The organism is Streptomyces sp. NPDC001594 (genome assembly GCF_042893675.1).
Lineage (GTDB): Bacteria > Actinomycetota > Actinomycetes > Streptomycetales > Streptomycetaceae > Streptomyces.
In genome coordinates this window covers 497,445-518,308 of record NZ_JBIAVB010000001.1, presented here as the reverse complement: position 1 = coordinate 518,308, position 20,864 = coordinate 497,445, and the positions used below count along the sequence as shown (strand labels likewise).

The following is a 20,864-nucleotide window of genomic DNA, read 5'->3' as shown; positions in this document are numbered from 1 at the left end:
TCACGGCCCCGAGGGCGGGGCCGGCGGGGCGGCGAAGGAGTAGGGCGCCCAGGGCCCCGTCACCTCCACGCGCACCCCCGCCAGGCCGTGGGAACGCTCCCGCTCCGGGAGCAAGACGTCCCCCATGGACCACCTGCTCGGAGAACTCGGCGACTACCTCACGGCGCAGGCCGGGAACCTCGCCGACAAGGCCGCCGACAAGATCGACGACGTCACCGACCAGCTCTACGACGTGGCGGACAACGGAGGCTCCCTCGGAGCCATCGGCGGCCGGCTGCTCCAGGGCGACTCGCCCCTCAAAGCCGCCGTGGGCGGCACGGTCGGCAACCTCGTCGACAAGGCCAAGGAGGTCGGCAGCGGGCTGCTGGGCGGGGGAGGGAAGGGCAAGAGCCGCAAGGGTGGCTCCAAACCGACCCACATCGCCGAGTCCGTCGACATCGGAGTCCCGTTGCGCACCGCCTATGACCACTGGACCCGGTTCGAGGACTTCAGCGGTTTCGCCAAGGGCGTCCGCAGCGTCTCCCAGGACGACGACACCACCTCCGCCTGGAAGGTCAAGGTGGGCCCCTCCACCCGCAGTTGGAAGGCGACGGTCCAGGAGCAGGTCCCGGACGACCGGATCGTGTGGACCTCGGACGGACCCAAGGGGACCACGCGCGGATGCGTCAGCTTCCACGAACTGGCGCCTTCCCTCACCCGCATCCTGCTGGTCGTCGAGTACTACCCCTCCGGCCTGTTCGAGAGGACCGGCAACCTCTGGCGGGCCCAGGGCCGCCGGATGCGCCTGGACCTGAAACACTTCCTGCGCCACGTGACCCTCTCCGGCGACGAGGACCCCGAGGGATGGCGCGGCGAGATCCGTGACGGCGAGGTCGTGACCACGCACGAGGAGGCCGTCGAGCAGGAGGAGGCGGAGGACGCGGAGGGCGGCGAGGACGCGGAAGGCGGCGAGGGCGAGGAGTACGACGAGGAGTACGACGAAGACGAGGCGCCGGACGAGACGGAGGCAGGGGAAGAGGACGAGGCGGATGAGGAAGACGAGGAAGAACCGGAATACGAGGACGAGGCGGATGAGCCCGACGATGAGGCAGATGAGGACGAGGAGGACGAGGAAGAGGAGCCACGGCGCCCGCGCCGGGCACGCCGTCGCTGACCGCGCCCTCGGCCCTTGTTCCACAGGGTGAGGCCGCCATCCCCGAGGATGGCGGCCTCACCCTGTGGACCGGTTGCCGGATCGGCTCCGGCTAATGCTTCAGGGCGTCCTTGGCCTTCTGGCCGGCCTGCTTCGCGTCGGCCGCAGCCTGCTCGGCCCGCCCCTTGGCTTCGAGGCTCTCGTTGCCGAGGGCCTTGCCGGTGGTCTCCTTGACCTTGCCCTTGGCGTCCTTGCCGATGTTCTTCGCCTTCTTGCCCGCTGCCATGCGTGCTCACCTCCTGGACAGAGCTTCTCTATCGCCGCTTTCCCCCCTGAACCAGGTGTATGCGCGGATACCCGCCCCTTTTCCGTCCTACGGTGCGGCCCCCTGCCGCAGCACCTCCGTCCTGCGGACCAGGACCGTCGGCACGACCGGCGGCAGCCGGTCCGGCAGGGCGGGCCTCCTCGCGGTGCTCAGGGAACGACACGCGGTGGTGGCCGGGGCCGGCATCGGCGGCCTGAGCGCCGCCCTCGCCCTGCACCACCGCGGCTGGGAGGTCACCGTCTGCGAACGCGCCCCCGAGCCCCCGGTGACCGGAGCCGGCATCGGCCTCGCCCCCAACGCCCTGCGCGCCCTGGACGCCATCGGCGTCGACGCCGCCCGCGCCGCCGGCAGCGCGGTGCCCGCCTGGATGGGCGTGCGCAGCGGCCAAGGACGGTGGCTGACCCGCACCTCGACGGCCTGCCTGGCGTCCCGCTACGGCGTCCCCCCGATCGCCGTCCCGCGCCCGGCCTTCACCGCCGCCCTCGCGGCGGGGCTGCCGGCGGGCGCGGTCCGCTACGGCACCGCCGTGACCGGCGTGGACCACACCGGCGCCCGGCCCGTCGTGCGCACCGGGGCCGGGCCGGACCTGCCCGCCGACCTGGTGGTCGCCGCCGACGGGATCCACAGCCCGCTGCGCCGTGCGTACTTCGAGCGAGACCTGGGGCAGGGGTGCGCGGTTCGGGGTGACCCCGCCGTCCGACGGCCGGTTCTACCTCTACGCCACCGCCGTCCTGGCCGCCGGAACCCGCTCGGCCGACCCGCGGGCGGAGCTCCTGCGCCGGTTCGGGACCTGGCACGATCCCATCCCGGCCCTGCTGGAACGCGTCGGCCGGCTCGACCCCGCCGATGTCCTGCGGCACGACCTCCACGACCTGGCCGCCCCGCTCCCGGCCCTGCACCACGGCCGGATCGCCTGGCTCGGCGACGCCGCCCACGCCATGGCCCCCACCCTGGGCCAGGGCGGCTGCCAGGCCATCGAGGACGCGGCGGTCCTCGCGCACCTGCTCCCGCCCGGCGACGACCCCGAGCACCGGGACGGGCCGCCGGGGGCCGCCCCCGACCGCAGCGGCGCCGCCCCCGACCCGATCGGGGCCGCCCTCGCCGCGTACACGGCGGCCCGCCTCCACCGCACCGACGCCGTCCGCGTCCGTGCGCGCCGCGTCGGCCGCCTGGGCGCCCTCCGCAACCCCGTCGCGACGGCGGTCCGCGACCTCGCCGTCCGCGCGACCCCGGCCCGCCTGGCCCTGCGGGGCCTGGACGACCTCTTCAACGGCTTCCGCCTCCCGCGCTGAAGGCCCGCCCCAGGTCCAGCAGGCTCAGCCCGAACATCAGGACCCCCAGGGGGACGTGGACGGCGGGCACGTGCGCGATGCCCAGCACCACCTGCGCCGAGGCGAGCACGAGGAACCCGGACGCGTACAGCACGGGCCGGGGCGATCCGCCGCCCGGCCGCCACGCCAGGACCGCGGCCAGCACGTACAGCATCGACGCGCCGTACATCACCCGCGCGCCGACGCCGTGCAGCACCTCCCCGTAGGAGGTGGACAGCAACAGCCCGGCGGTGACGGCCTGGAAGAGGATCGCCAGGGTCTGCACGGCCGTCGCCGCCCGTACGAAGGCGGCTGACCGCCCGTTGGCCGCGGTCTCGATGGTCGTCATGGAAGGGCCCCTCGTCTGCCTCACGGCGCTGGTCGGTACTGTCTCGCTGATCCGACGACGCGGCGCCCCGAAGTGTGAGGCGTGGGATGCCGGCGGACCGAGACGACCAGCCCCGAGGAGCCGACGCGTCCATGAGCAGCCCGTCCGAGCCGGAGCCGAGCGTGATCGCCGGTGAGCGGCGCCACCTGACCAACCTCGCCTACCGGCTGCTCGGTTCACTGACCGAGGCGGAGGACGCGGTCCAGGAGGGCTACGCCCGCTGGTACGCGCTGCCCGGGCCGCGGCGGGCGGCCGTGGAGTCCCCGGGCGCCTGGCTGACGACGGTCGTCAGCCGCGTCTGCCTGGACGTGCTGGGCTCGGCGCGGGTGCGCCGCGAACGGTACGTGGGCCAGTGGATCCCCGAGCCGCTGCCCGACCGCGCCGAGTGGCCGGGGAGCCCGGGACCGGCGGCGGACCCGGCGGACCGGGTCACCCTCGACGATTCGGTGCACATGGCCTTCCTCGTGGTCCTGGAGGCGATGACACCGGCCGAGCGGGTGGCGTTCATCCTGCACGACGTCTTCCGCTACCCGTTCCCGGAGATCGCCCGGATCGTCGGCCGTACCCCGGCGGCCTGCCGCCAGCTCGCCGCATCGGCCCGCCGCCGCGTCGCGAAGGCCTCCGCCCCGGCCACCCCGGGCCCCCGGCAGGCGTCCGTCCTGCGCGAGTTCAAGGAGGCCTGGCAGTCGTCCGACATCGAGACCCTGGTCGGTCTCCTGGATCCCGGGGCCACGATGGTCGCCGACGGCGGCGGCCTGGTCGGAGCCGTCCGGCGACCCGTCGAGGGCGGCGCGGCCATCGCCGCCTACCTGACGCACATCGCTGCCCTGTCCCCCGGCCTCACCCTGCTCGAACGCACGGTCAACGGCCGCCCCGGCCTGGTGGCCCAACGCGACGGCGCCACGGTCACGGTGGCGGCCTTCCAGCTCACGGAGGGCCGCATCACCCACATCTGGGCGGTCCGCAACCCGCTCAAACTCCACCCCTGGACCGCCCTCACCCCCCACCCGGCCCCACCACAGCCCGGCACCGGGTCCTGAACGCCCCCACCCTGACCACCCTGACCGCCGCACCCGTACGCGCCGGTCACGCACGCCTCCCTCAGTGCGGCCCGCACCCCGACGGCGCCCCGGCGGCGTCCTCGTCCGCCATCCGCCGCCGCACCTGGTCCTCCTGGGCCAGGCGCCGCAGCAGCTCGAAGACCGGGGCGCAGATCGCGAAGACGATGACCGCCCGCTCGGCCAGCGCCACCGGGTCGTCCAGGCACTCCGCCCGTTCCAGGTCCAGCCGGGCCACCGACTCCGCCAGCCGGGCGTAGGCGGCCAGCTCGCCGGGCGCGTACTGGGCGTCCAGCCTGCGCAGTTCCTTCAGGGCCGTCGTCAGCCCCTGCACGTGCGGGGAGGCGGCGGGCGCCCGCCAGTCGAGGGCCGCCAGCAGCTGGGCCACCTCGGCCCCGGCCGCCTCCTCGGCCTGCGCGTCCCCGTCCTGGTCCGCGCCGGCCGCGGAGGAGGCCACCGGCACCGGGAGGGCGTAGCTGATCGCCCCGAGCGCGCCCTCGGTGGTGTGTGCCTGGTCCACCGCGCCGAGCACCTCGCGGGTGGCGGCGATGGACAGCCCGCCGAGCGTGGTCAGCGCCTTGATCAGCCGCAGCCGCTCCGCGTGCTCCTCCCCGTACTCGGCCAGCGTCGCGGCGGTGGCGCGGCCCGCGGGCAGCAGGCCCTGCCGCCGGAAGTACTTGATGCTGGCGACCGGCACGCCGGTCCGCCGGCTGAGCTCCGAGATCTTCATACGGCCTCCCTGCCGGTCATCCGGTCCGGTTTCCCTCACCGGCGATCGCGGCGATTGGACACCACAACAAGATACTGCCAGTATCCAGTAGCTGGATACCAGAAGTATCCAGTTGAGGAACGCGGCCGAAGCAGCCCGCCGCAGCCGCACCGGAAGATCCCGGAGAGTCGATGCCCCACCCCCCGTCCCGTTCCGTGCTCCGCCGACCCCAGCTGTGGATCGGAACGGGGCTCATCGCCGCAGTGGTCTCGATGCTGTTCGCCCTGCTCTACGTGGGCGGCAACGTCAATCCCAGAGGCAACCTGCGCGACCTGCCCGTGGCCCTGGTCAACGCCGACGCCGGCGCCGACGCGGGCGGCCGCCACGTCGCGCTGGGCGAGCAGGTCGTCGCCGGCATACGCAAGGCCGCCGAGAACGACAAGAGCATCGACTGGCAGGTGGTCAGCCGCGAGGAGGCCGACAAGCGCCTCGGCAGCGGCAAGGTCTTCGGCGCCCTGGTCATCCCGCAGGACTTCAGCGCCACGGTGACCGCCCTCGGCGCCCCGCAGCCGCCCCAGGGCAAGCAGCCCGCCCCGCCGACGCTGAGCGTGCTGACCAACCAGTCCGCCGGCAGCATCGGCTCCTCGATGTCCTCCCAGGCCGCCCAGAAGGCCGCCCACGCAGCCTCCGCCCAGATCGGCCAGGAACTCCTCAAGCAGGCCGCCGCCCAGAAGGCCCAGCTGCCGCCGGCCGCCCAGCTCAAGCTCGCCGACCCGGTCACCGTCACCGTCGCCGACGGCCACCCGCTCGGCGCCCGCAGCGCCATGGGCCTGAGCGCCTTCTACTACGCCCTCGTCCTGGTCGTCTGCGGCATGCTCGGCGCCAACCTGGTCAACTCCCAGGTCGACACCGCCCTCGGCTACCTGCACACCGACTTCGGACCCTTCCGCAAGCGCGAGCCCGTCCAGCACACCAGCCGCGTCCGCACCCTGGCCATCGGCATGACGCTGATGCTGGGCCTGTCCCTGGTGATGGGCTCCCTCGTCGAGGCCGCCACCGTCGGCATCCTCGACATGGACGCCTCCCACCTGGGCCACCTGTGGCTCTACTCGGTCGCCACCATCGCCGTCGTCGGCATCGGCAGCCTCGCCCTCTTCGCCGCCTTCGGCACCCCCGGCATGCTGCTGGCCACCGTCGTCTTCGTCGCGATGGCCGTCCCCTCCTCAGGCGCCACCGTCCCCCTCCAGGCACTGCCGGGCTTCTTCCGCGGCCTCTCCGAGTTCGAGCCGCTGCGCCAGATCACCGAGGGCATGCGCTCCCTGCTCTACTACGGCGCCCAGGCCGACGCGGGCCTGACCCGGGCCTGGACCTCCCTGGGCGTCGCCCTCGCCGCCGCCCTGGCCTTCGGCTTCGCCGTCACCGCCTTCTACGACCGCCGGGGCCTGCACCGCATCCCCCGGCCGGAGACGGAGACCGGCACCCCGGCCGCTCCCGCCACCGCGGAGTCGGCCACGGCCTGAGCCACCCGCCGCGCCCACGTACCGGAGCGCCGGACCGCCGTCGAGGGACGGCGGGCCGGCGCTCCGGCGTACCGGGCGGACGGCCCGGGGGAGGGCCCTTCAGGGCAACGGGCGTCCCCGTACAGCCCGGATCCTTGGAATGAACGGCTGCGCGCGGTACCCCTGGCAGGGCGTACGCGCGCACCCCCAGGCCCCGGCCGGAGCCGGCGGGGCCCCGTGCGCCCACCCACGGCAGGAGCGCCCCATGACCACAGGCTGGAACCCCCACCCGCCCCAGGCCGGACACCCCGAGGCCGAGCACCTCCCGGAACTCGACGTCCCCCCGCCCGCCCGCCAGCGGCGCTGGACGGTCCTGCTGCGCTTCCTCCTGCTCCTGCCCCAGTTCATCGTCACGGCCGTCCTCGGCATCGCCGCCTTCTTCGTGACGGTCGTCGGCTGGTTCGCCGCCCTGTTCACCGGCCGGCTCCCGGCCGGCGTCGCGGGCTTCCTCGGCGGCTACCTGGCCTACGAGACACGGGTGACCGCGAGCGCGACGCTGCTGGTCGACCACTACCCGCCCTTCTCCTTCGACGGCCGGGACCACCCCGCACGGATCGAACTGCGCCCCGGCGAGCTCAACCGGCTGGCCGTGCTGTTCCGCATCGTCCTGATGATCCCGGCGGCCATCGTGACCAGCCTGCTGCAGTACGGCCTGGGAGCCGTCTGCTGGGTGTTCTGGCTGATCACCCTGGTGCTGGGGCGCATGCCCGTACCCGTCTTCGGCGCCGTCGCCGCGGTGGTGCGCTTCCGCATGCGCTACCAGGCGTACGTGATGATGCTGACCTCCGCCTACCCCAAGCGCCTCTTCGGCGACGGGCCGCCCGCCGGGCCGCCCCTCACCCCCGCGCCGGCGGCCGTGCCCTCCGCGACCCGCCCCCTGCTCCTCGGCACGCCGGCCAAGGCGCTGGTCGTGCTCCTGATCGTGCTCGGCGTCCTCGGGGCGGCCGCGTCCCAGACCGTCCAGCTCAGGCAGGACCGCTGGGGTCCCGAGGACGACCGCGGGGCAGCAACCGCATCAATCCGGACAAGGTGAATGACGTTCAGGTGGACGCGGGGTGCGCAGGCCCAGGTCAGCGGCCCGGCCCGGGCCGCCGCCGCGCTGATCACCCCCTGTTCCGGTCCGGATACGGAGCGAGCGCACCCCGCCTGAGCTGCCCGAACGACCATTCGTTCACCGATATTCGAACAGCTTGTCCGTAAACAGGTCATCGATATGCGGGGCGCCTTCACATCGGTCAGACTCGGCCGCATCGGAGCGCGACAACGCAAGAAAATGCCGCGCTAAACCTTCGTATCGAAAGTGAGTCTTGTCGTGCGCTACCGCTTCGCTGCTGTCCCCGCCGCCGCCCTCCTGTGCCTGGCCGGCGCCACCGGCATGGCGGAGGCAAAGCCGACCAGCCTGTACGCCCCCTCCGCCCTGGTCTTCTCCGTCTCCCAGGGTGACGACGTCGCCGGCGCCACGGTCCTGCGCGCCGCCACCCTCAGCTGCATGCCGACGGCGCAGGGCACCCACCCCGACCCGAAGGCCGCCTGTACCGCCCTGAACTCCACCGGCGGCACCCTCGACCGCCTCCTCGCCGCCCCCGACACCAACCGCGCCTGCCCCATGCTCTACGCCCCCGTGACGGTCACCGCCGACGGCGTCTGGCAGGGCAGCCGCGTCTCCTGGAAGCACACCTTCTCCAACAGCTGCGCCATGTCCGCGACCCTGAACGGCAACGCCGTCTTCGCGTTCTGACCCCGCGGCCCGGGGCGCGCCCTGTTCCGCGGGGCCGCCCCGGGCCATAGTCGGTGCATGACCCACGAGACCCCCGGCCCCGGCCCCGCCCCCGCCCCCGAACGGGCCCTGGCCTTCGGCCGGGCCGCACGCGCCTACGCCGCCTACCGGCCGCGGTACCCGGCGGCCGTCTTCGAGGCGCTGGAGGAACTGGCCGGGCTCCGGCTGGCCGGGGCCCGGGTGGCCGACGTGGGCACCGGGACCGGACTGGCCGCCCGCGCCCTGCACGAGCGCGGGGCCCGGGTCATCGGAGTCGAGCCCGGCGCCGGCACGGCCGCCCAGTTCCGCCGCGACCTGCCCGGCGTGCCGCTGGTCCGCGGCGACGGCAACCGCCTCCCGCTGGCGGACGGCTCGATGGACCTCGTCGGCTACGCCCAGTCCTGGCACTGGACCGACCCCGCACGCGCCGTACCCGCGGCGCTGCGCGCCCTGAGGCCCGGCGGCGCCCTCGCGCTCTGGTGGAACGACCCCGACCCGTCCGTGCCCTGGGTGGCCGAGCAGCAGGAACGCGTCGCCGAACGCTTCGGCGACGGCTGCTACATCTCCGACCGCACCCTGCCGCCCGGCCCGGCCTGGCGCACCCGGCAGCTGCGCTGGTCGCGCCGGATCCCCGTCGACGCCCACCTGGCCAAGCTGGCCACCCACTCGGCGTTCATCCTCCTCGACGCCGCCGGCCGCGACGCCTTCCTCGCGGCGGAACGGGAACACCTCCTGCGGCGCTTCCCCGACGGCGCCCTCGACGAGCCGTACACCGGCTTCGTCGCGGTCACCCTGCGCCCGGGCACCCCGGACTGACCCGCCACGGACCTCAGGCCGGCCCCGCGTCGAGCTCCTTGCCGAAGTGGAAGGCCATGACGCCCATGCGCTCCCGGAAGTAGAAACGGTGCGCCGACGTGCGCTGGGTGCCCGAGTCGAGGTCCAGCAGCCGGCAGCCGGCCTCGCGGGCACGGTCCTCGAGGTAGGCGAGCAGGCCCCGCCCGACGCCGGCGGAGCGGCTGTCCCCGGCGGTGACGAGGTCGTCCACGTACAGCTTGCGGATGTCGCACGTGCCGGCGACGATCCGCCACCCGGCTGCCCCCACGCACCTGCCGTCGGAGTCGTACGCGGCGCTGAACCGCAGCCCCTGGGGGTGCCCCTCGGCGTAGACCTCCCCGAAGAGCGCGGGTGTCAGATGCGGCCGCAGTTCGCGCAGGACGGGCAGCAGGTCGGTGACGAGCCGGGGGTCCCCGGGCTCCAGGTCGATGATCTTCATGGGGCCACCGTAGGCGGTCCGCCCGCTCAGCGGACGTGCGCGAGCTCCAGGAAGCGGTGCAGGTCCTCCGCCGCTTCGAGCGCGCACAGGCTGGTGGCCGCCAGCAGCGCGCAGGCGGCGGCCAGGAGAAGGGGCCGGCTCCTCGGCGGGGGAGCCAGGAGCGCGGCGACGCGGCGGGGGACCATGCCGGGCCGGGGACGGCGGCCGAGGAAACCGAGGGCGGCGGCGGGACTGAACCGCCGGCCGCCGCCGTGCTTGGCGGCGATCGCCGCCCGGGCGACCGTCTCGGCGACGGCGCGGCGGTCCCCGGTGTGCCGGGCGGCGTGTTCGTCCGCCCAGCGCTCGACCGTGTAGGCGACGGCGCGGGCCAGGGGGCGCAGCACCGGGTTGGCGGCCGCGGCCAGCTGGGTGAGGGAGACGAACGCGTAGTGGTGGTGGCGCAGGTGGGCCCGCTCGTGGCTGAGGAGGATCTCGTGCCCGGCCGGGTCGAGGGCGTCGAGCATGCCGTGGGAGATGACGATCCGGCCGGGCAGGCCGGGCATCGCGTACGCGTCGGCGCCGGGGTCGTCGGTGACGACCACCGCTCCGCGGCCGGGCAGGCAGGCGGCTTCCAGCGCGGCGGCCCACAGCGCGCCCGCCCGCCGCGCGGCCAGCCTGACGGCGGCCAGGACGGCGAGGGCCAGCAGGACGGCGCCGGCGAGCGCGGCGGGCCACGCGGCGGGATCGTGCCGGGCGATCACCTCGGGCGAATACCCCTTCAGGGCGTCGACCAGCGGAATGCGCACCAGCCCGGCCAGGGCCAGCAGGCCCAGCACCAGCGTGCTGGAGGCGGCCAGCAGCAGCCCGGCCGCGGTCAGCAGCCAGGTCGCCAGCCGCGGCTCCAGGCGGCGGGCCAGCGGTTCGGCGCTCAGCCCCGCCAGGGCGGGGAAGAGCAGCGGGAGGTAGACGGCCAGGTGCATGGCGGAGGACGGCTCCCTATCCCTCGGGACCCAGCAGACGGCGCAGCAGGTCCTCGTCGTCGTCCGACAGCTCGTCGACGAAGCGGGTCAGGACCGAGGCGCGGTCGCTGCCGCCCTCCATGACCCGGTGCATCTGCCGCGCGGTCAGCCCGGGCTCGTCGGTGACCGGCGCGTAGGCGTAGCTGCGCCCGTGCGGGGTGCGCTCCAGGACGCCGCGCGTGTGCAGCCGGGCCAGGGTGGTGGCCACCGTCGTGTGGGCGGGGGCGGCGGTGAGCCGTCCGGCCACCTCGCCCGGGGTGAGGGCCCGGCCTGCGCCGTGCAGGACGGCGATGACCTCGTTCTCCAGGGCCCCGTTCGCCCGCCGTGCGCTGCCGCCCCGGCCCGCGAGACCTTCGCGCGCGCCCACGTCGCCTCCTCGCCTCCGCCGTCCGCTCTCCGCCGTCCGTTCTCCGTGGTCCAGAGTAACTTCTATTCGCGAATAGAAGTTACTCTGTCCGTCGCGTGCGTCCGGCCAGGATGCCCGATGCCCCGTTGGACCCAACCGAAGGTGAAGGCACGTGAGCGCGATCAGTGTGGGTCAGGCCGTAGTCCTGGGCGTCGTGGAGGGGGTGACGGAGTTCCTGCCGGTCTCCTCCACCGGCCACCTCAAGATCACCGAAGGGCTGATGGGCATCCCCGTCGACGACAAGGCCGTCGTCGCCTTCACCGCCGTGATCCAGGTCGGCGCCATCGCGGCCGTCCTGACCTACTTCTCCAAGGACATCGCGCGGATCGTCACCGCCTGGGGACGCGGGCTGGCCAACCGCGAGGAGCGCTACCACCACGACTACAAGTTCGCCTGGTGGGTCATCTACGCCACCCTACCGATCGTCGTCGTCGGCCTCGCCGCCAAACCCCTCATCGAGGGGCCGCTGGCCTCTCTGTGGGTGGTCGCCGGCTCACTCATCGTCGGCAGCGGCCTGATGTGGGCGGCCGACCAGATGGGCCGCCACAAGCGCGGCGAGGACGACACCTCCCTCAAGGACGCCATGCTGGTCGGCTCCTCGCAGATCCTCGCCCTCCTCTTCCCCGGCTTCTCCCGCTCCGGCGCCACCATGTCCACCGGCCTGATGCTGGACCTGGAGCGCGTCGCCGCCACCCGGCTGTCCTTCTTCCTCGGCATCCCGGCCCTGACCGGCGCGGGCCTCTACGAGCTGAAGGACGCCCTCGGGGCCGGCGTGGACACCCTCCCGCTCGTCGTCGGCACCGTCGTGTCCTTCGTCGTCGCCTACGCCTCCATCGCCTGGCTGCTGAAGTTCGTCGCCAAGCACTCCTTCAACGCCTTCGTCGCCTACCGCATCGTCGTCGGCCTGCTCCTCTTCGGCCTCCTGGGCACCGGCGTCCTGAACGCCTGACCCCTACCGCCCCTTGAGGTGCCCGCCCCCTTGAGGCCTCCCCTTTGAGGTGCCCGCCCCCTTCCGTGTCCCGCCCCCGGCCGCCCGCGCGGCCGGGGGCGGCGGCCGTCCCGGGCCACAGGCGCGGGCGGCAGCCCGGAGCGCCTAGTTCCGCAACGGCGACGGTTTCGGGATGATGTGTGCTCGTCATCCCCGGCGGAAAGGAAGGCACATGACCGCCGTGTGGTCAACGCGGGGCGCGTTCCGTCGCAAGCCGATCGAGCACATCGACGAGCCCGAAGGGGCCCCCAGCGAACGCCTCACCCGCACCCTCGGCCTGTGGCAGCTCACCGCCATCGGCGTCGGCGGCATCATCGGCGCGGGCATCTTCACCCTCGCCGGAACGGTCGCCAACGGCGTCGCCGGCCCGGCCGTACTGGTCTCCTTCCTCATCGCCGGCATCGCCAGTGCCGCCGCCGCGTTCTCCTACGCCGAGTTCGCCGGCCTGATCCCCAAAGCCGGCTCCGCCTACACCTACGGGTACGCCGTCCTCGGCGAACTGGCCGGCTGGTTCATCGGCTGGGACCTGCTCCTGGAGTACACGGCCATCGTCGCCGTCGTCGCGATCGGCATCTCCGGCTACTTCAACTTCCTCCTGGAGGAGACCGGCGCCTCCCTCCCCACCTGGATGCTCGGAGCCCCGGGCACCGGACCAGGACACCGCTTCGACCTCATCGCCGCCGTCCTGTGCCTCTTCACGGCCTACCTGCTCACCCTCGGCATCAAGAACGCGGCCCGCTTCGAGACGATCGTGGTCGGCCTGAAGGTGCTGGTGGTGCTGCTCGTGATCGTCGTCGGCTTCTTCCACATCAAGACCGGCAACTACAGCCCCTTCTTCCCCTTCGGCGTGGGCGGCGCCTTCACCGGCGCGGCCACCGTCTTCTTCGCCGTCTTCGGCTACGACGCGATGAGCACCGCCGCGGAGGAATCCAAGGACGCACAACGGCACATGCCCCGGGCGATCCTCTACTCCCTCGCCATCGCCATGGTGCTGTACGTCCTCGCCTGCCTGGTCCTGACGGGCATGCAGAAGTACACCGACATCGACCCGGAAAGCGGCTTCTCCACCGCCTTCAAAGCCGCCGGGCTGCCCGTCGTCGCCGACATCATCGCCGTCGGCGCCATCATCGGCATCCTCACCGTGATGTTCACCTTCATGCTCGGCGTGACCCGCGTGTGGTTCTCGATGAGCCGCGACGGACTGCTGCCGCGCTGGTTCGCCAAGACCCACCCCATCCGCCACGTCCCCACCCGGGTCACCTGGATCGTCGGCGTGGCCTCGGCCGCCATCGCGGGCTTCGTACCGATCGGCGAGGCGGCCGAACTCACCAACATCGGCATCCTGCTCGCCTTCGCCGTCGTGTGCACCTCGGTCATCGTGCTCCGCTACAAGCGCCCCGACCTGCCCCGCTCCTTCCGCACCCCGCTGATGCCCGTCCTGCCCGCCGTCGGCGTCATCGCCTCGATCTGGCTCATCACCTACCTGCGCGTCGAGACATGGATCCGCTTCGTGGTCTGGTTCCTCGTCGGCCTGGTCATCTACTTCGGCTACTCCTACCGCAACTCCCTCATGGCCCGGCCCACGGGCACCCCCGGGAGCGGGGGTCTCCCCGAATAGGGCCAGGACCCCTCCCCGTTCCGCTCCATCAGCCGCCGGCGGCGTCAGAGGCCGATGGAGCGGAACTCCTCCAGCACGGTGAAACCGGTGCTGTCGTACAGGCCCATCGCGACCTCGTTGCCACCGAAGACGTTGAACATCAACGCCTCGTCACCGCCCTGCCGCGCCGCCCACTCGCCCACCGCCATCGCCGCACGGCCGTACCCTTTGCCACGGTGCTCCTCATGCACCTCCAGGGAGAAACCGAAGGTGACGCCCGGCAGGAAACCGTGCTTGACCCAGCCGCTGCCGACCGCCTCGCCGCCCGCCTCCAGCACGTAGAACGCGTGCCCCGGCGTCAGGTAGCCCTGCGGGAGCTGCTCGGCGAAGTCCCGGTCGGACTTCTCCTTGGCCTGCCGCGGCGTCAGCGCCCCGGCCCGGACGATGTCCGCGATGTACGCGGCCTCCTCGCGCGCGTACCAGCCGGGGTACTCGTCCTCGCGCAGCCGCCGCACCGTCAGACCCGCGGGCAGCTCCGGCCGTTCGGCCACGGCCCGTATCCGGTTCTGCCCCCGTACCGGATAGTCGGCGAAGGCCCCCGGTCCGCCCGTGAGACGGACGACCACCCGCTCGGCCCCCTGCTCCGCACACCACCGCTCGGCCCACGCGCGGCCCCGCGGCACCGTCAGGTCGTGGATCCGCCCCACGCGGACCCCGCCCTCGTCGGCCACCCCGACGGCGACCCACCCCGTGCCGTCCGTGGCCAGCGTCCAGTCCTCGATGCCCTCCACGGCCCGTTCCAGCAGCGCCCGGGCCAGGCGCTCCGAGCACCCCGCACCCCGGTAGCCGGCCAGCAGCCGCTCCTCGAACCCGCCCCGCCACTCGCCCTGTTCGGCGACGATCTCCATCTCGGTCATCCGTCCAGGCTAGCCAGCGGCACCGACAGCGCCCCGGGGGCGGCGGACGTGCCGGACACGGGGCACGTGCCGGACGCACGGGACGGCCCCGACCGGACGTGGTGCTCGCCGGGCGGGGCCGTCTGGGCGGCCGCGGGGCCGCGTGGATCAGGCGTTGATGCAGGTGTTGGCCGCCGCCGGGTTGAGCAGGCCGATCACGTTGATCGTGTTGCCGCACACGTTGATCGGGATGTGGATCGGCACCTGGACGACGTTCCCGGACAGGACACCCGGGGAGCCGATGGCGACACCACTGGCGTTGGCGTCGGCGACGGCGGAACCCGTGGCGCCGAGGATGCCGACAGCAGCCAGCACGGTGGCGGCGAACGCAGTGCGAATACGCATGTCACTCCAAAGTCGATGACGGACGTCGAACCAGGATCACACCGCCTACGCGGCCCTTCCGCCCCGCATTCACCTGACCACCGGCGTGTCACGGCGAACTCGTGAAACCCCGCCGCCGGCCCGCACACTCCTGCGCGGAAACGGCCGTTCGACAGGGCGACGGGACGGCCGGACGGCAGGGCGGCGGGGCGGGGCCATTTTCGTAGATCCCCCTCGGCAATTCCATTCGGGCAGCATTCATTCCCACTCCCTTTCTCGTGTTTATTCACGCACTTGCGCAGGCGGAATCGACGTCCGGGCCGGAGGGTGTGCGAGAAGGCGGGAGCGTCGCAGCACCAGCTCATTCTTTCGGCACGGTCGTGAATCTCGGGATTTTCCGCGAGTCTCTTTCCGGTCGCCTTAATTGGCCCGGCCGTAGCGGGCGGTGGCGGTCCAGATGCGTTCGAGCCGCACGCGGGTTCCGGGTCGGGGAGCGTGCCAGATCTCGTCGTGGCCCGCGTAGATGCCGACGTGGCTCATGGTTCCCCCGGTGGGGAAGAAGACCAGATCTCCTGGGGCGCGCTGGGTGCGCGAGATGTGGTCGGTGCTCTCGTACTGGGCCTCCGCCGTGCGGGGAAGGACCAGGCCGGCCACGCGGAAGGCGTAGAGAGTGAGGCCCGAACAGTCGAATTCAGCGGGCCCGGTGGCGCCGTAGACGTAAGGGGCGCCCTTCTTGGACGCGGCGACGGCGACGGCCTTTATGCCATAGAGGGAGGCGGCCTGCGCGGGGGCGGCCGGACTGAACAGGGCGGCGGTCACGGACATGACGAGGAAGAGGGCCGGAGAGCGATGGCTCTCCCGGCGTTTCGGGGGTTTCGGCAATCGTGATACCTCCGCATTCAGATACAGGAACAAACCGTGATGGCGAGTGTTCTCGGTGACTGCGTTACGGCTCCCGACGACGGCCAATTGTGCACGAAATGTCCATGCGTGAGGTGTCGGACACGGCGGGAAATATCTCGGTTGGGCAAAGCAATCCGAGATGATATTCCTTCACCTTGTCCGACCATCGCGCCGGACCGGTACGCGAACGCGAGCACGCCGACGGGCGCCCCGGCCGCAAAATCACCCGGGCGCCCACACCGGACAGGGCCCGGCCGACGCGCAGAAAAGCCCCCGAACCACCCCGGACGGCCCCCCAGGTGAGCCCGCCCCCACTGCCCCCCCGCCCCCAGGCCCTACACCCCCCGCCCCCCAGAGCCCCTACGGGGCGAAGGGCGGAGCCGGGTGCCCCTTCCGGCGGGGCGACAGGAACTCCCGGAACACCCGCGCCGAGCGCGGGTTCTCACCGCACTGCCACACACCGTGCGGGCAGTAGTCCGTGATGCTGTGGTACAGCGGCCGGTGATCGGCGATCCACGCCAGCATCCGCCGCATGTACTCCGGGTTGTCACCGTTGCGGAACAGCCCCCACTCCGGGTACGAGATCCGCTTGTGGTGCGCCTTCGCGAACTCCACGTGCTGCCGCAGCCCGTACGGCTGCCGCACCATCTCGTCGAACGAATCACCCGCAGGCTGGTCGTAGGAGTCCATGCCGACGATGTCCACCACATCGTCCCCCGGATAGCACCTGGTCCACTCGATCGCGTCCGGCCCGCGGTTCGGCGCGAAGTCGAAACGGAACCGCTGGCCGTGCGCCGACCGCATCGCGGCCACGATCCGCCGCCAGTACCGCTTCCAGCTCTCGGGGTCGGGCCGGCACCGGTGCGTGTAGTTGAAGCCGTTCATCTCCCAGCCCAGCACGATCACCGTGTCCGGCAACCCCAGCCCCACCAGACGCCGGCCCAGCCGCCGGAAATGCTCGTCGAACTCGCCCTCCGCCCCCGAACGGAGCAGCTCGGCCACCCGCTCGTCCGGCACATCCGCCTCGTTGCCCTCGAACATGGGCACGTTCAGCACGAACAGCCGGTCGCGCCGCTCACCGCGCCACCGCGCCCAACTGCGCAGGGACTCCGGCGCGCCCTCGATGTTCTCCCAGCTGTCACCCGGCAGATACGTGTGCCCGGCCCGCACCTCCGCACCCCCGAGCCACCGCGAAAGCCCCTGCATCCGGTCCACGCCGGGCGTGTCGTAGTGGAGGTAGGCACCCACCGCGACCCCGGACCCATCGCCCCCGGACGCCCCCCGCGGCACCGGAGCACCACCCCCGCTCTCGCGGGCGCCCCCTCCGCCGGCGAGCAGCCCGACCACGGCCACACTCGCGCAGGCGCCGGCCACCCACCGCCTTCTACGGGACATGGTCGTCTCCACAAGCCTCGGGAACCGATGTGTGTGACAGCGACGCTAGACATTCCCGCGCCTCCCGGCCCGCCCGGTGCCCCGATCCTGCGCCATTCGCGGGACCGGACCCGCGACGACCGGGCCCGACCGGGTGAAAACCCCCGACGGCGCGTCCCTTCGGGTGACCGGCGGCCGCGGACGGAACCACCCGGGCCGCCGCCCGCTCCCCTGAGACATGAACGCGAATGAGATCACCATCGAGATCCGGGGCCTGGAATCCGCGGCAGTCGAAGCGGCCGAACAGATCTCCGCCCTGTTCTCCACCACCGTCCCGGCGCCGCTCCGACCCACGCGCGGCGGGGACGAGGTACTCGTCCGCATCCGGGCCGAACTGGGCCCCGCCCCCGACGACGGAGGCTATACGGACACCTGTGCCTGACCCCCCGCCGGCGGCCGGCCCGGGCGCCAGGGAGGCAACAGCAGTCGGCCCGACTCGAACACCCTTTCACCTTCGACCGCTACCGAAACTTTGCACCCGATCAGACCCCCCTACCTCAATTACACGTGTAACCTCCTAGAGGCCGCGCGCGAGGGCACGGCGGCCCGTGGCCGGCCCCGAGCTCCTGACGGCTCGGGGCCGGCCCGCGCCTGCCAGGCCATGATCATGGTGCGCGTTCGCCTTTTTGGGCCGCTGGACAGCCTCCAACGGTATGGACGTTCCAGGCCGCTGCGCGGCTGAAAGGGCTCCTCGATCCGTCCGGTCGCTTCGGGTAACGCGTGTAACCTGGGAGGAAACTGTCAGTGGGCCCTGGCGAGCCGGGGTGCGAGGCGAGAGAGTGGGGCAGGGAACGTCATGGGCCAGGAGCCGACCGCGCCAGCTGTCGTCACGAGCGCGGACGTCGCGCGTTTGGCGGGGGTGTCGCGAGCGACCGTGTCCTTCGTCCTCAACAACACCCAGGCCCACCGTGTCAGCGACACCACGCGCGCCCGGGTCCTGGAGGCCGCCCAGCAGCTCGGCTATGTGCCGCATGCCGCCGCGCGCTCGCTTCGCGCAGGCCGTAGCAATCTCGTGCTGATGCCGGCGTCCGTCTCGGCGGCAGGGCGACTGGTCGCCACCTGGGTCGACGACCTGGAGAGCGAGCTGGAGCGCCATGGTTACGTCCTCGTGCTGCACGCCGGACGGTTCCCGGATCCGGTGAGCGCCGCCCGTGCCTGGGCCGAACTCCGGCCCGCGGCGGTCGTCGCCCTGGACGGAGACGGGCTGTCGGGCCAGGCGGTGGACGTGCTGAGCCGCGCCGGCGTCCGTGGGGTGATGGCCTTCGCCTCCCGAGAGGTGACGGGCGCCCACATCATCGATCTCGATCAGGAACGCATCGGCGCCATGGCGGCGATGCACCTGCTCTCCCGGGGGTGCCGCAGCCTCGGTGTGGTCATGCCGCGTGAGCGCGGGCTGGCCACCTTCGCCAGGCCGCGGCTCGCCGGGGCCGAAGGTGTCGCCGCCCGTAGCACGGCCACCGTCAGCGCGCTGGAGCTGTCCTTCACCCACGAGTCCGCCGCCGAACTCGCCGGGAACTGGCGCGAAGTCGGCTTGGACGGGGTGTTCGCCTACAACGACGAGTACGCCGCGCTGCTGATGCATGCCCTGCGCGCCGCCGGAGTCGCCGTACCGGGGGACGTTGCGGTCGTCGGTTGTGACGACCTGGTGCTGTCGGCGTTGCAGGAGCCCCCGCTGACCTCCGTACGGCTTGACCTTCCGACTCCCGCCGAGGTGGCCGACGCGCTACACGACCTGGTGGAACGCGGTGTACCCCCGCAGGTGCGGGGCGTGCAGCCCGTCCTCGTGCACCGCCGTTCGTCATGAACGGCCGCCCTATCCGCCGAGGGCTACACGTGTAATCTGCGCTTCGGACGATCAGGCAGCTGAAGGCCCGCCACAGGATCAGGGCCGTTGAGTGCGGTGGTGGCCACCGCGTACGGGCCCCTGGCGGGCCGCCCCTGCACCACAGTCGCGGGTCGTTGAGGGCCGGAGCACCGGGTGCCCGGGGTGGGCGAGCTTGTGGCAGTCAGCAGGATCTGGAAGCCAGCGCCCGGCGGGAGGGGTCGTGGGGTGTGGCTCGCGGGTGTGCTGGGCGCGGGGCATCGTTACGCGGGGCCCCGCGCCCGTTGTGCGTCGCTGGGCGGGCGCCGGGCGGGTCAGGCGGCCAGGTGGCGGGCTAGGAAGGCGACGCTCTCGGTGACGAGCGGTGTCACGTCGGGACTGCCGAGGAAGATGTGTTCGGCGCCGTCCACCGGCACCAGGGTGACCTCGCCGCCTGCCTGCTCGAGAGCCTCCGCGAGGGTTTCGCTCTGGCGGTACGGCAGCAGGTGGTCTTGCGTTCCGTGGAGCAGGAGGAACGGCGGCGGGGTGGCGCCACCGGCGTAAGTGAGCGGGCTGGCGGTGTGGGCGAGCTCCGGCCACTGGTCCCGGCTGCCGCCCAACAGCGAGGCGAACGGGTCGGGGAACGCGGTGCCGTCTGGTGCGGGAGGCATCGGCATCGGTTGCTCGAGCAGCGCGGCGAGGTCCGTGGCCGGGTACCAGCAGACCGCGGCCCGCACGCCGCTGTCTTCGCCCTGGACACCCACACTGCCTTCCAGCGCGGCGGCCGCGTTCCCGCCGTCCGGCTGGACGAGACCGGCGAGGGCGGCGAGGTGACCGCCCGCCGACTCGCCCATGACGCCGATCCGTTCAGGGTCGATGCCGAGCTCGGTGGCGTGGTGGCGGATGTAGCGGATGGCGGCCTTCACGTCGTGCAGCTGGGCGGGAAACGGTGCCTCCAGGCTGTGCCGGTAGTCGACGCTCACCAGTGCGAGCCCCGCACCCAGGACGGTGCCGTGCAGCAGCTCGGCCGAGACGGTCGGCGGCGGATAGCGGCGGTCGCCCTCCAGCCAGCCGCCGCCGTGGATCCACACGACGGCCGGCACCGGGGCGGTGGCCGCGGGGACCTGCACGTCGAGCAGGCACGGGCGGTAGCCGAGGGTGGCCGCGTAGGTCAGGCCGTCGAAGTGGCGGGTGCCGTTCTGTCCGGCCTTCGGCGGGACCGGGGCGCGGAAGGCGGGCGGCGGCCAAGTCGCGAGGTCGAGGTCGACGGCGGGCCGTCCGGTAGGGGTTCCGGGAGGTGCTTGGGTCATTTCCCCTCCTTGTGTGGGGGAGCGGTGCGGGGATTCGAAGGGTCGTTTTAGTGCTGTTACACGTGTAACACGGCTTGGGTGGCGGAGTGAACCCCAGTCGAATAGATGGCTCGAATCTGTGAGCACTGGGGTTACACGAGACAGCTGTTTCTCGCTGCGTCGCCTGTCCCGCTCGGGAGTTTCCATGTCCAGCCCCATGTCGCCGGGTCGCACCCGATCGGGCCGAGACCCTCCTGCTCGCCGCCACGGAGCTGCTGTCCAATGCCCCGTTTCTTCCGTGTGTCGGTCCGGACGTCGGCGTGGAGGCGGAGGGGGGCCGCGGGCTGTTGATCGTTGACTGCCTGGTGGGCGAGGTGGGTGGTTGGCTCGCGGTGTTCCGGGTGCCGTCCGGGAAGGTCGTAGGCGTCCGGATTCCGGATGTAGCTGGCTGAGGGGCCGTCACGAGAGGTTGTGTCGGCTGAACTTGGTGAGCTCCTCTTGTTTTCGTTGGGGGGGGCGGCGGCCGCAACCGCGCCGTCCGCGTCCTCGATGCCGCCCGGTTCGGTGTGGCCGCCCGTCGTCGCTCTCTGCGGCCACCGCCACCTCGCAGGGCTTCGGGGCCGCCGCCCGTTGCGCAGCCGCCTGGCCTGGTGCGGCT

The 20,864-nt window shown here is 72.7% G+C and carries 23 protein-coding genes and 1 pseudogene; 12 read left to right on the top strand and 12 right to left on the bottom strand.

Annotation, left to right across the window (positions count from 1 at the left end):
- Complete coding sequence (locus tag ACFY0O_RS02650) at positions 1-126, bottom strand: hypothetical protein (protein WP_388941842.1); 126 nt, start codon at positions 124-126, stop codon at positions 1-3.
- On the opposite strand from ACFY0O_RS02650, the gene ACFY0O_RS02645 reads away from it, so the two are divergent.
- The gene (locus ACFY0O_RS02645; protein ID WP_388941839.1) at positions 125-1,153 is read left to right on the top strand and encodes an SRPBCC family protein; all 1,029 of its coding nucleotides are present in this window, start codon (positions 125-127) and stop codon (positions 1,151-1,153) included. The genes ACFY0O_RS02650 and ACFY0O_RS02645 overlap by 2 nt on opposite strands.
- 91 nt (positions 1,154-1,244) lie before the next feature.
- On the opposite strand, the gene ACFY0O_RS02640 is transcribed toward ACFY0O_RS02645, so the two are convergent.
- Positions 1,245-1,418 (bottom strand): CsbD family protein, encoded by a 174-nt coding sequence (locus ACFY0O_RS02640; protein WP_358895224.1) that lies wholly within the window; start codon positions 1,416-1,418, stop codon positions 1,245-1,247.
- Between ACFY0O_RS02640 and ACFY0O_RS02635 the strand changes: the two are divergent.
- Both ACFY0O_RS02635 and ACFY0O_RS02630 read left to right on the top strand, forming a co-directional pair.
- Positions 1,390-2,040, top strand: a pseudogene (locus ACFY0O_RS02635) (FAD-dependent oxidoreductase); the annotation flags it as partial. The gene ACFY0O_RS02640 and the pseudogene ACFY0O_RS02635 sit on opposite strands and share 29 nt — an antisense overlap.
- Before the next feature lie 55 nt (positions 2,041-2,095).
- Positions 2,096-2,749 carry an FAD-dependent monooxygenase gene (locus ACFY0O_RS02630; RefSeq protein ID WP_388941836.1) on the top strand — a complete coding sequence of 218 codons (654 nt, stop codon included), beginning with the start codon at positions 2,096-2,098 and terminating at the stop codon, positions 2,747-2,749.
- Here the strand turns inward: ACFY0O_RS02630 and ACFY0O_RS02625 are convergent.
- Positions 2,724-3,116, bottom strand: a complete 393-nt coding sequence (locus ACFY0O_RS02625) for a hypothetical protein (RefSeq protein ID WP_388941833.1) — start codon at positions 3,114-3,116, stop codon at positions 2,724-2,726. The genes ACFY0O_RS02630 and ACFY0O_RS02625 overlap by 26 nt on opposite strands.
- A 131-nt stretch (positions 3,117-3,247) precedes the next feature.
- On the opposite strand from ACFY0O_RS02625, the gene sigJ reads away from it, so the two are divergent.
- A complete protein-coding gene (sigJ, locus tag ACFY0O_RS02620; protein ID WP_388941830.1) occupies positions 3,248-4,195 on the top strand; it encodes an RNA polymerase sigma factor SigJ in 948 nt (315 codons plus the stop codon).
- Positions 4,196-4,256: 61 nt separating this feature from the next.
- Here sigJ and ACFY0O_RS02615 read toward each other — a convergent pair whose 3' ends face one another.
- The gene (locus ACFY0O_RS02615) at positions 4,257-4,943 is read right to left on the bottom strand and encodes a MerR family transcriptional regulator (protein WP_388941829.1); all 687 of its coding nucleotides are present in this window, start codon (positions 4,941-4,943) and stop codon (positions 4,257-4,259) included.
- A 170-nt stretch (positions 4,944-5,113) separates the two neighbouring features.
- Between ACFY0O_RS02615 and ACFY0O_RS02610 the strand changes: the two genes are divergently transcribed.
- The 4 genes from ACFY0O_RS02610 (at position 5,114) to ACFY0O_RS02595 (ending at position 9,053) form a co-directional block, all read left to right on the top strand.
- Positions 5,114-6,442 (top strand): YhgE/Pip domain-containing protein, encoded by a 1,329-nt coding sequence (locus ACFY0O_RS02610; RefSeq protein ID WP_388941826.1) that lies wholly within the window; start codon positions 5,114-5,116, stop codon positions 6,440-6,442.
- Positions 6,443-6,686: 244 nt separating this feature from the next.
- The gene (locus ACFY0O_RS02605) at positions 6,687-7,514 is read left to right on the top strand and encodes a DUF4389 domain-containing protein (protein WP_388941824.1); all 828 of its coding nucleotides are present in this window, start codon (positions 6,687-6,689) and stop codon (positions 7,512-7,514) included.
- A 342-nt stretch (positions 7,515-7,856) separates the two neighbouring features.
- Positions 7,857-8,219 (top strand): subtilase-type protease inhibitor, encoded by a 363-nt coding sequence (locus ACFY0O_RS02600; protein ID WP_388942247.1) that lies wholly within the window; start codon positions 7,857-7,859, stop codon positions 8,217-8,219.
- Positions 8,220-8,276: 57 nt separating this feature from the next.
- A complete protein-coding gene (locus tag ACFY0O_RS02595) occupies positions 8,277-9,053 on the top strand; it encodes a class I SAM-dependent methyltransferase (RefSeq protein WP_388941821.1) in 777 nt (258 codons plus the stop codon).
- 13 nt (positions 9,054-9,066) lie between these two features.
- Here ACFY0O_RS02595 and ACFY0O_RS02590 read toward each other — a convergent pair whose 3' ends face one another.
- The 3 genes from ACFY0O_RS02590 to ACFY0O_RS02580 are packed head-to-tail and all read right to left on the bottom strand — an operon-like array spanning position 9,067 to position 10,875.
- Entirely contained in the window at positions 9,067-9,510 is a 444-nt protein-coding gene (locus ACFY0O_RS02590) for a GNAT family N-acetyltransferase (protein ID WP_388941819.1), read from the bottom strand.
- A 26-nt stretch (positions 9,511-9,536) separates the two neighbouring features.
- Complete coding sequence (locus ACFY0O_RS02585) at positions 9,537-10,469, bottom strand: M56 family metallopeptidase (RefSeq protein WP_388941816.1); 933 nt, start codon at positions 10,467-10,469, stop codon at positions 9,537-9,539.
- A 16-nt stretch (positions 10,470-10,485) separates the two neighbouring features.
- On the bottom strand, positions 10,486-10,875 hold the full coding sequence (locus ACFY0O_RS02580) for a BlaI/MecI/CopY family transcriptional regulator (RefSeq protein ID WP_358895234.1): 390 nt from the start codon (positions 10,873-10,875) through the stop codon (positions 10,486-10,488).
- A 151-nt stretch (positions 10,876-11,026) separates the two neighbouring features.
- Between ACFY0O_RS02580 and ACFY0O_RS02575 the strand changes: the two genes are divergently transcribed.
- Positions 11,027-11,863, top strand: a complete 837-nt coding sequence (locus ACFY0O_RS02575) for an undecaprenyl-diphosphate phosphatase (RefSeq protein WP_388941815.1) — start codon at positions 11,027-11,029, stop codon at positions 11,861-11,863.
- Between the two features lie 211 nt (positions 11,864-12,074).
- Positions 12,075-13,520 carry an amino acid permease gene (locus ACFY0O_RS02570; RefSeq protein WP_388941812.1) on the top strand — a complete coding sequence of 482 codons (1,446 nt, stop codon included), beginning with the start codon at positions 12,075-12,077 and terminating at the stop codon, positions 13,518-13,520.
- Positions 13,521-13,564: 44 nt separating this feature from the next.
- On the opposite strand, the gene ACFY0O_RS02565 is transcribed toward ACFY0O_RS02570, so the two are convergent.
- The 4 genes from ACFY0O_RS02565 to ACFY0O_RS02550 all read right to left on the bottom strand — a co-directional run bounded on the left by ACFY0O_RS02565 (position 13,565) and on the right by ACFY0O_RS02550 (position 17,077).
- Positions 13,565-14,416 (bottom strand): GNAT family N-acetyltransferase, encoded by an 852-nt coding sequence (locus ACFY0O_RS02565; RefSeq protein WP_388941809.1) that lies wholly within the window; start codon positions 14,414-14,416, stop codon positions 13,565-13,567.
- 147 nt (positions 14,417-14,563) lie between these two features.
- Positions 14,564-14,800 (bottom strand): chaplin, encoded by a 237-nt coding sequence (locus tag ACFY0O_RS02560; RefSeq protein WP_388941806.1) that lies wholly within the window; start codon positions 14,798-14,800, stop codon positions 14,564-14,566.
- Between the two features lie 399 nt (positions 14,801-15,199).
- Complete coding sequence (locus ACFY0O_RS02555) at positions 15,200-15,604, bottom strand: C40 family peptidase (protein ID WP_388941804.1); 405 nt, start codon at positions 15,602-15,604, stop codon at positions 15,200-15,202.
- Between the two features lie 438 nt (positions 15,605-16,042).
- Positions 16,043-17,077, bottom strand: a complete 1,035-nt coding sequence (locus ACFY0O_RS02550) for a glycoside hydrolase family 26 protein (RefSeq protein ID WP_388941801.1) — start codon at positions 17,075-17,077, stop codon at positions 16,043-16,045.
- A gap of 217 nt (positions 17,078-17,294) precedes the next feature.
- Between ACFY0O_RS02550 and ACFY0O_RS02545 the strand changes: the two genes are divergently transcribed.
- Both ACFY0O_RS02545 and ACFY0O_RS02540 read left to right on the top strand, forming a co-directional pair.
- A complete protein-coding gene (locus ACFY0O_RS02545; RefSeq protein WP_388941799.1) occupies positions 17,295-17,498 on the top strand; it encodes a hypothetical protein in 204 nt (67 codons plus the stop codon).
- 414 nt (positions 17,499-17,912) lie between these two features.
- Positions 17,913-18,920, top strand: a complete 1,008-nt coding sequence (locus tag ACFY0O_RS02540; RefSeq protein WP_388941796.1) for a LacI family DNA-binding transcriptional regulator — start codon at positions 17,913-17,915, stop codon at positions 18,918-18,920.
- A 332-nt stretch (positions 18,921-19,252) separates the two neighbouring features.
- Here the strand turns inward: ACFY0O_RS02540 and ACFY0O_RS02535 are convergent, their stop codons facing one another.
- The gene (locus ACFY0O_RS02535) at positions 19,253-20,227 is read right to left on the bottom strand and encodes an alpha/beta hydrolase fold domain-containing protein (protein ID WP_388941793.1); all 975 of its coding nucleotides are present in this window, start codon (positions 20,225-20,227) and stop codon (positions 19,253-19,255) included.
- Between the last annotated feature and the right edge of the window lie 637 nt (positions 20,228-20,864).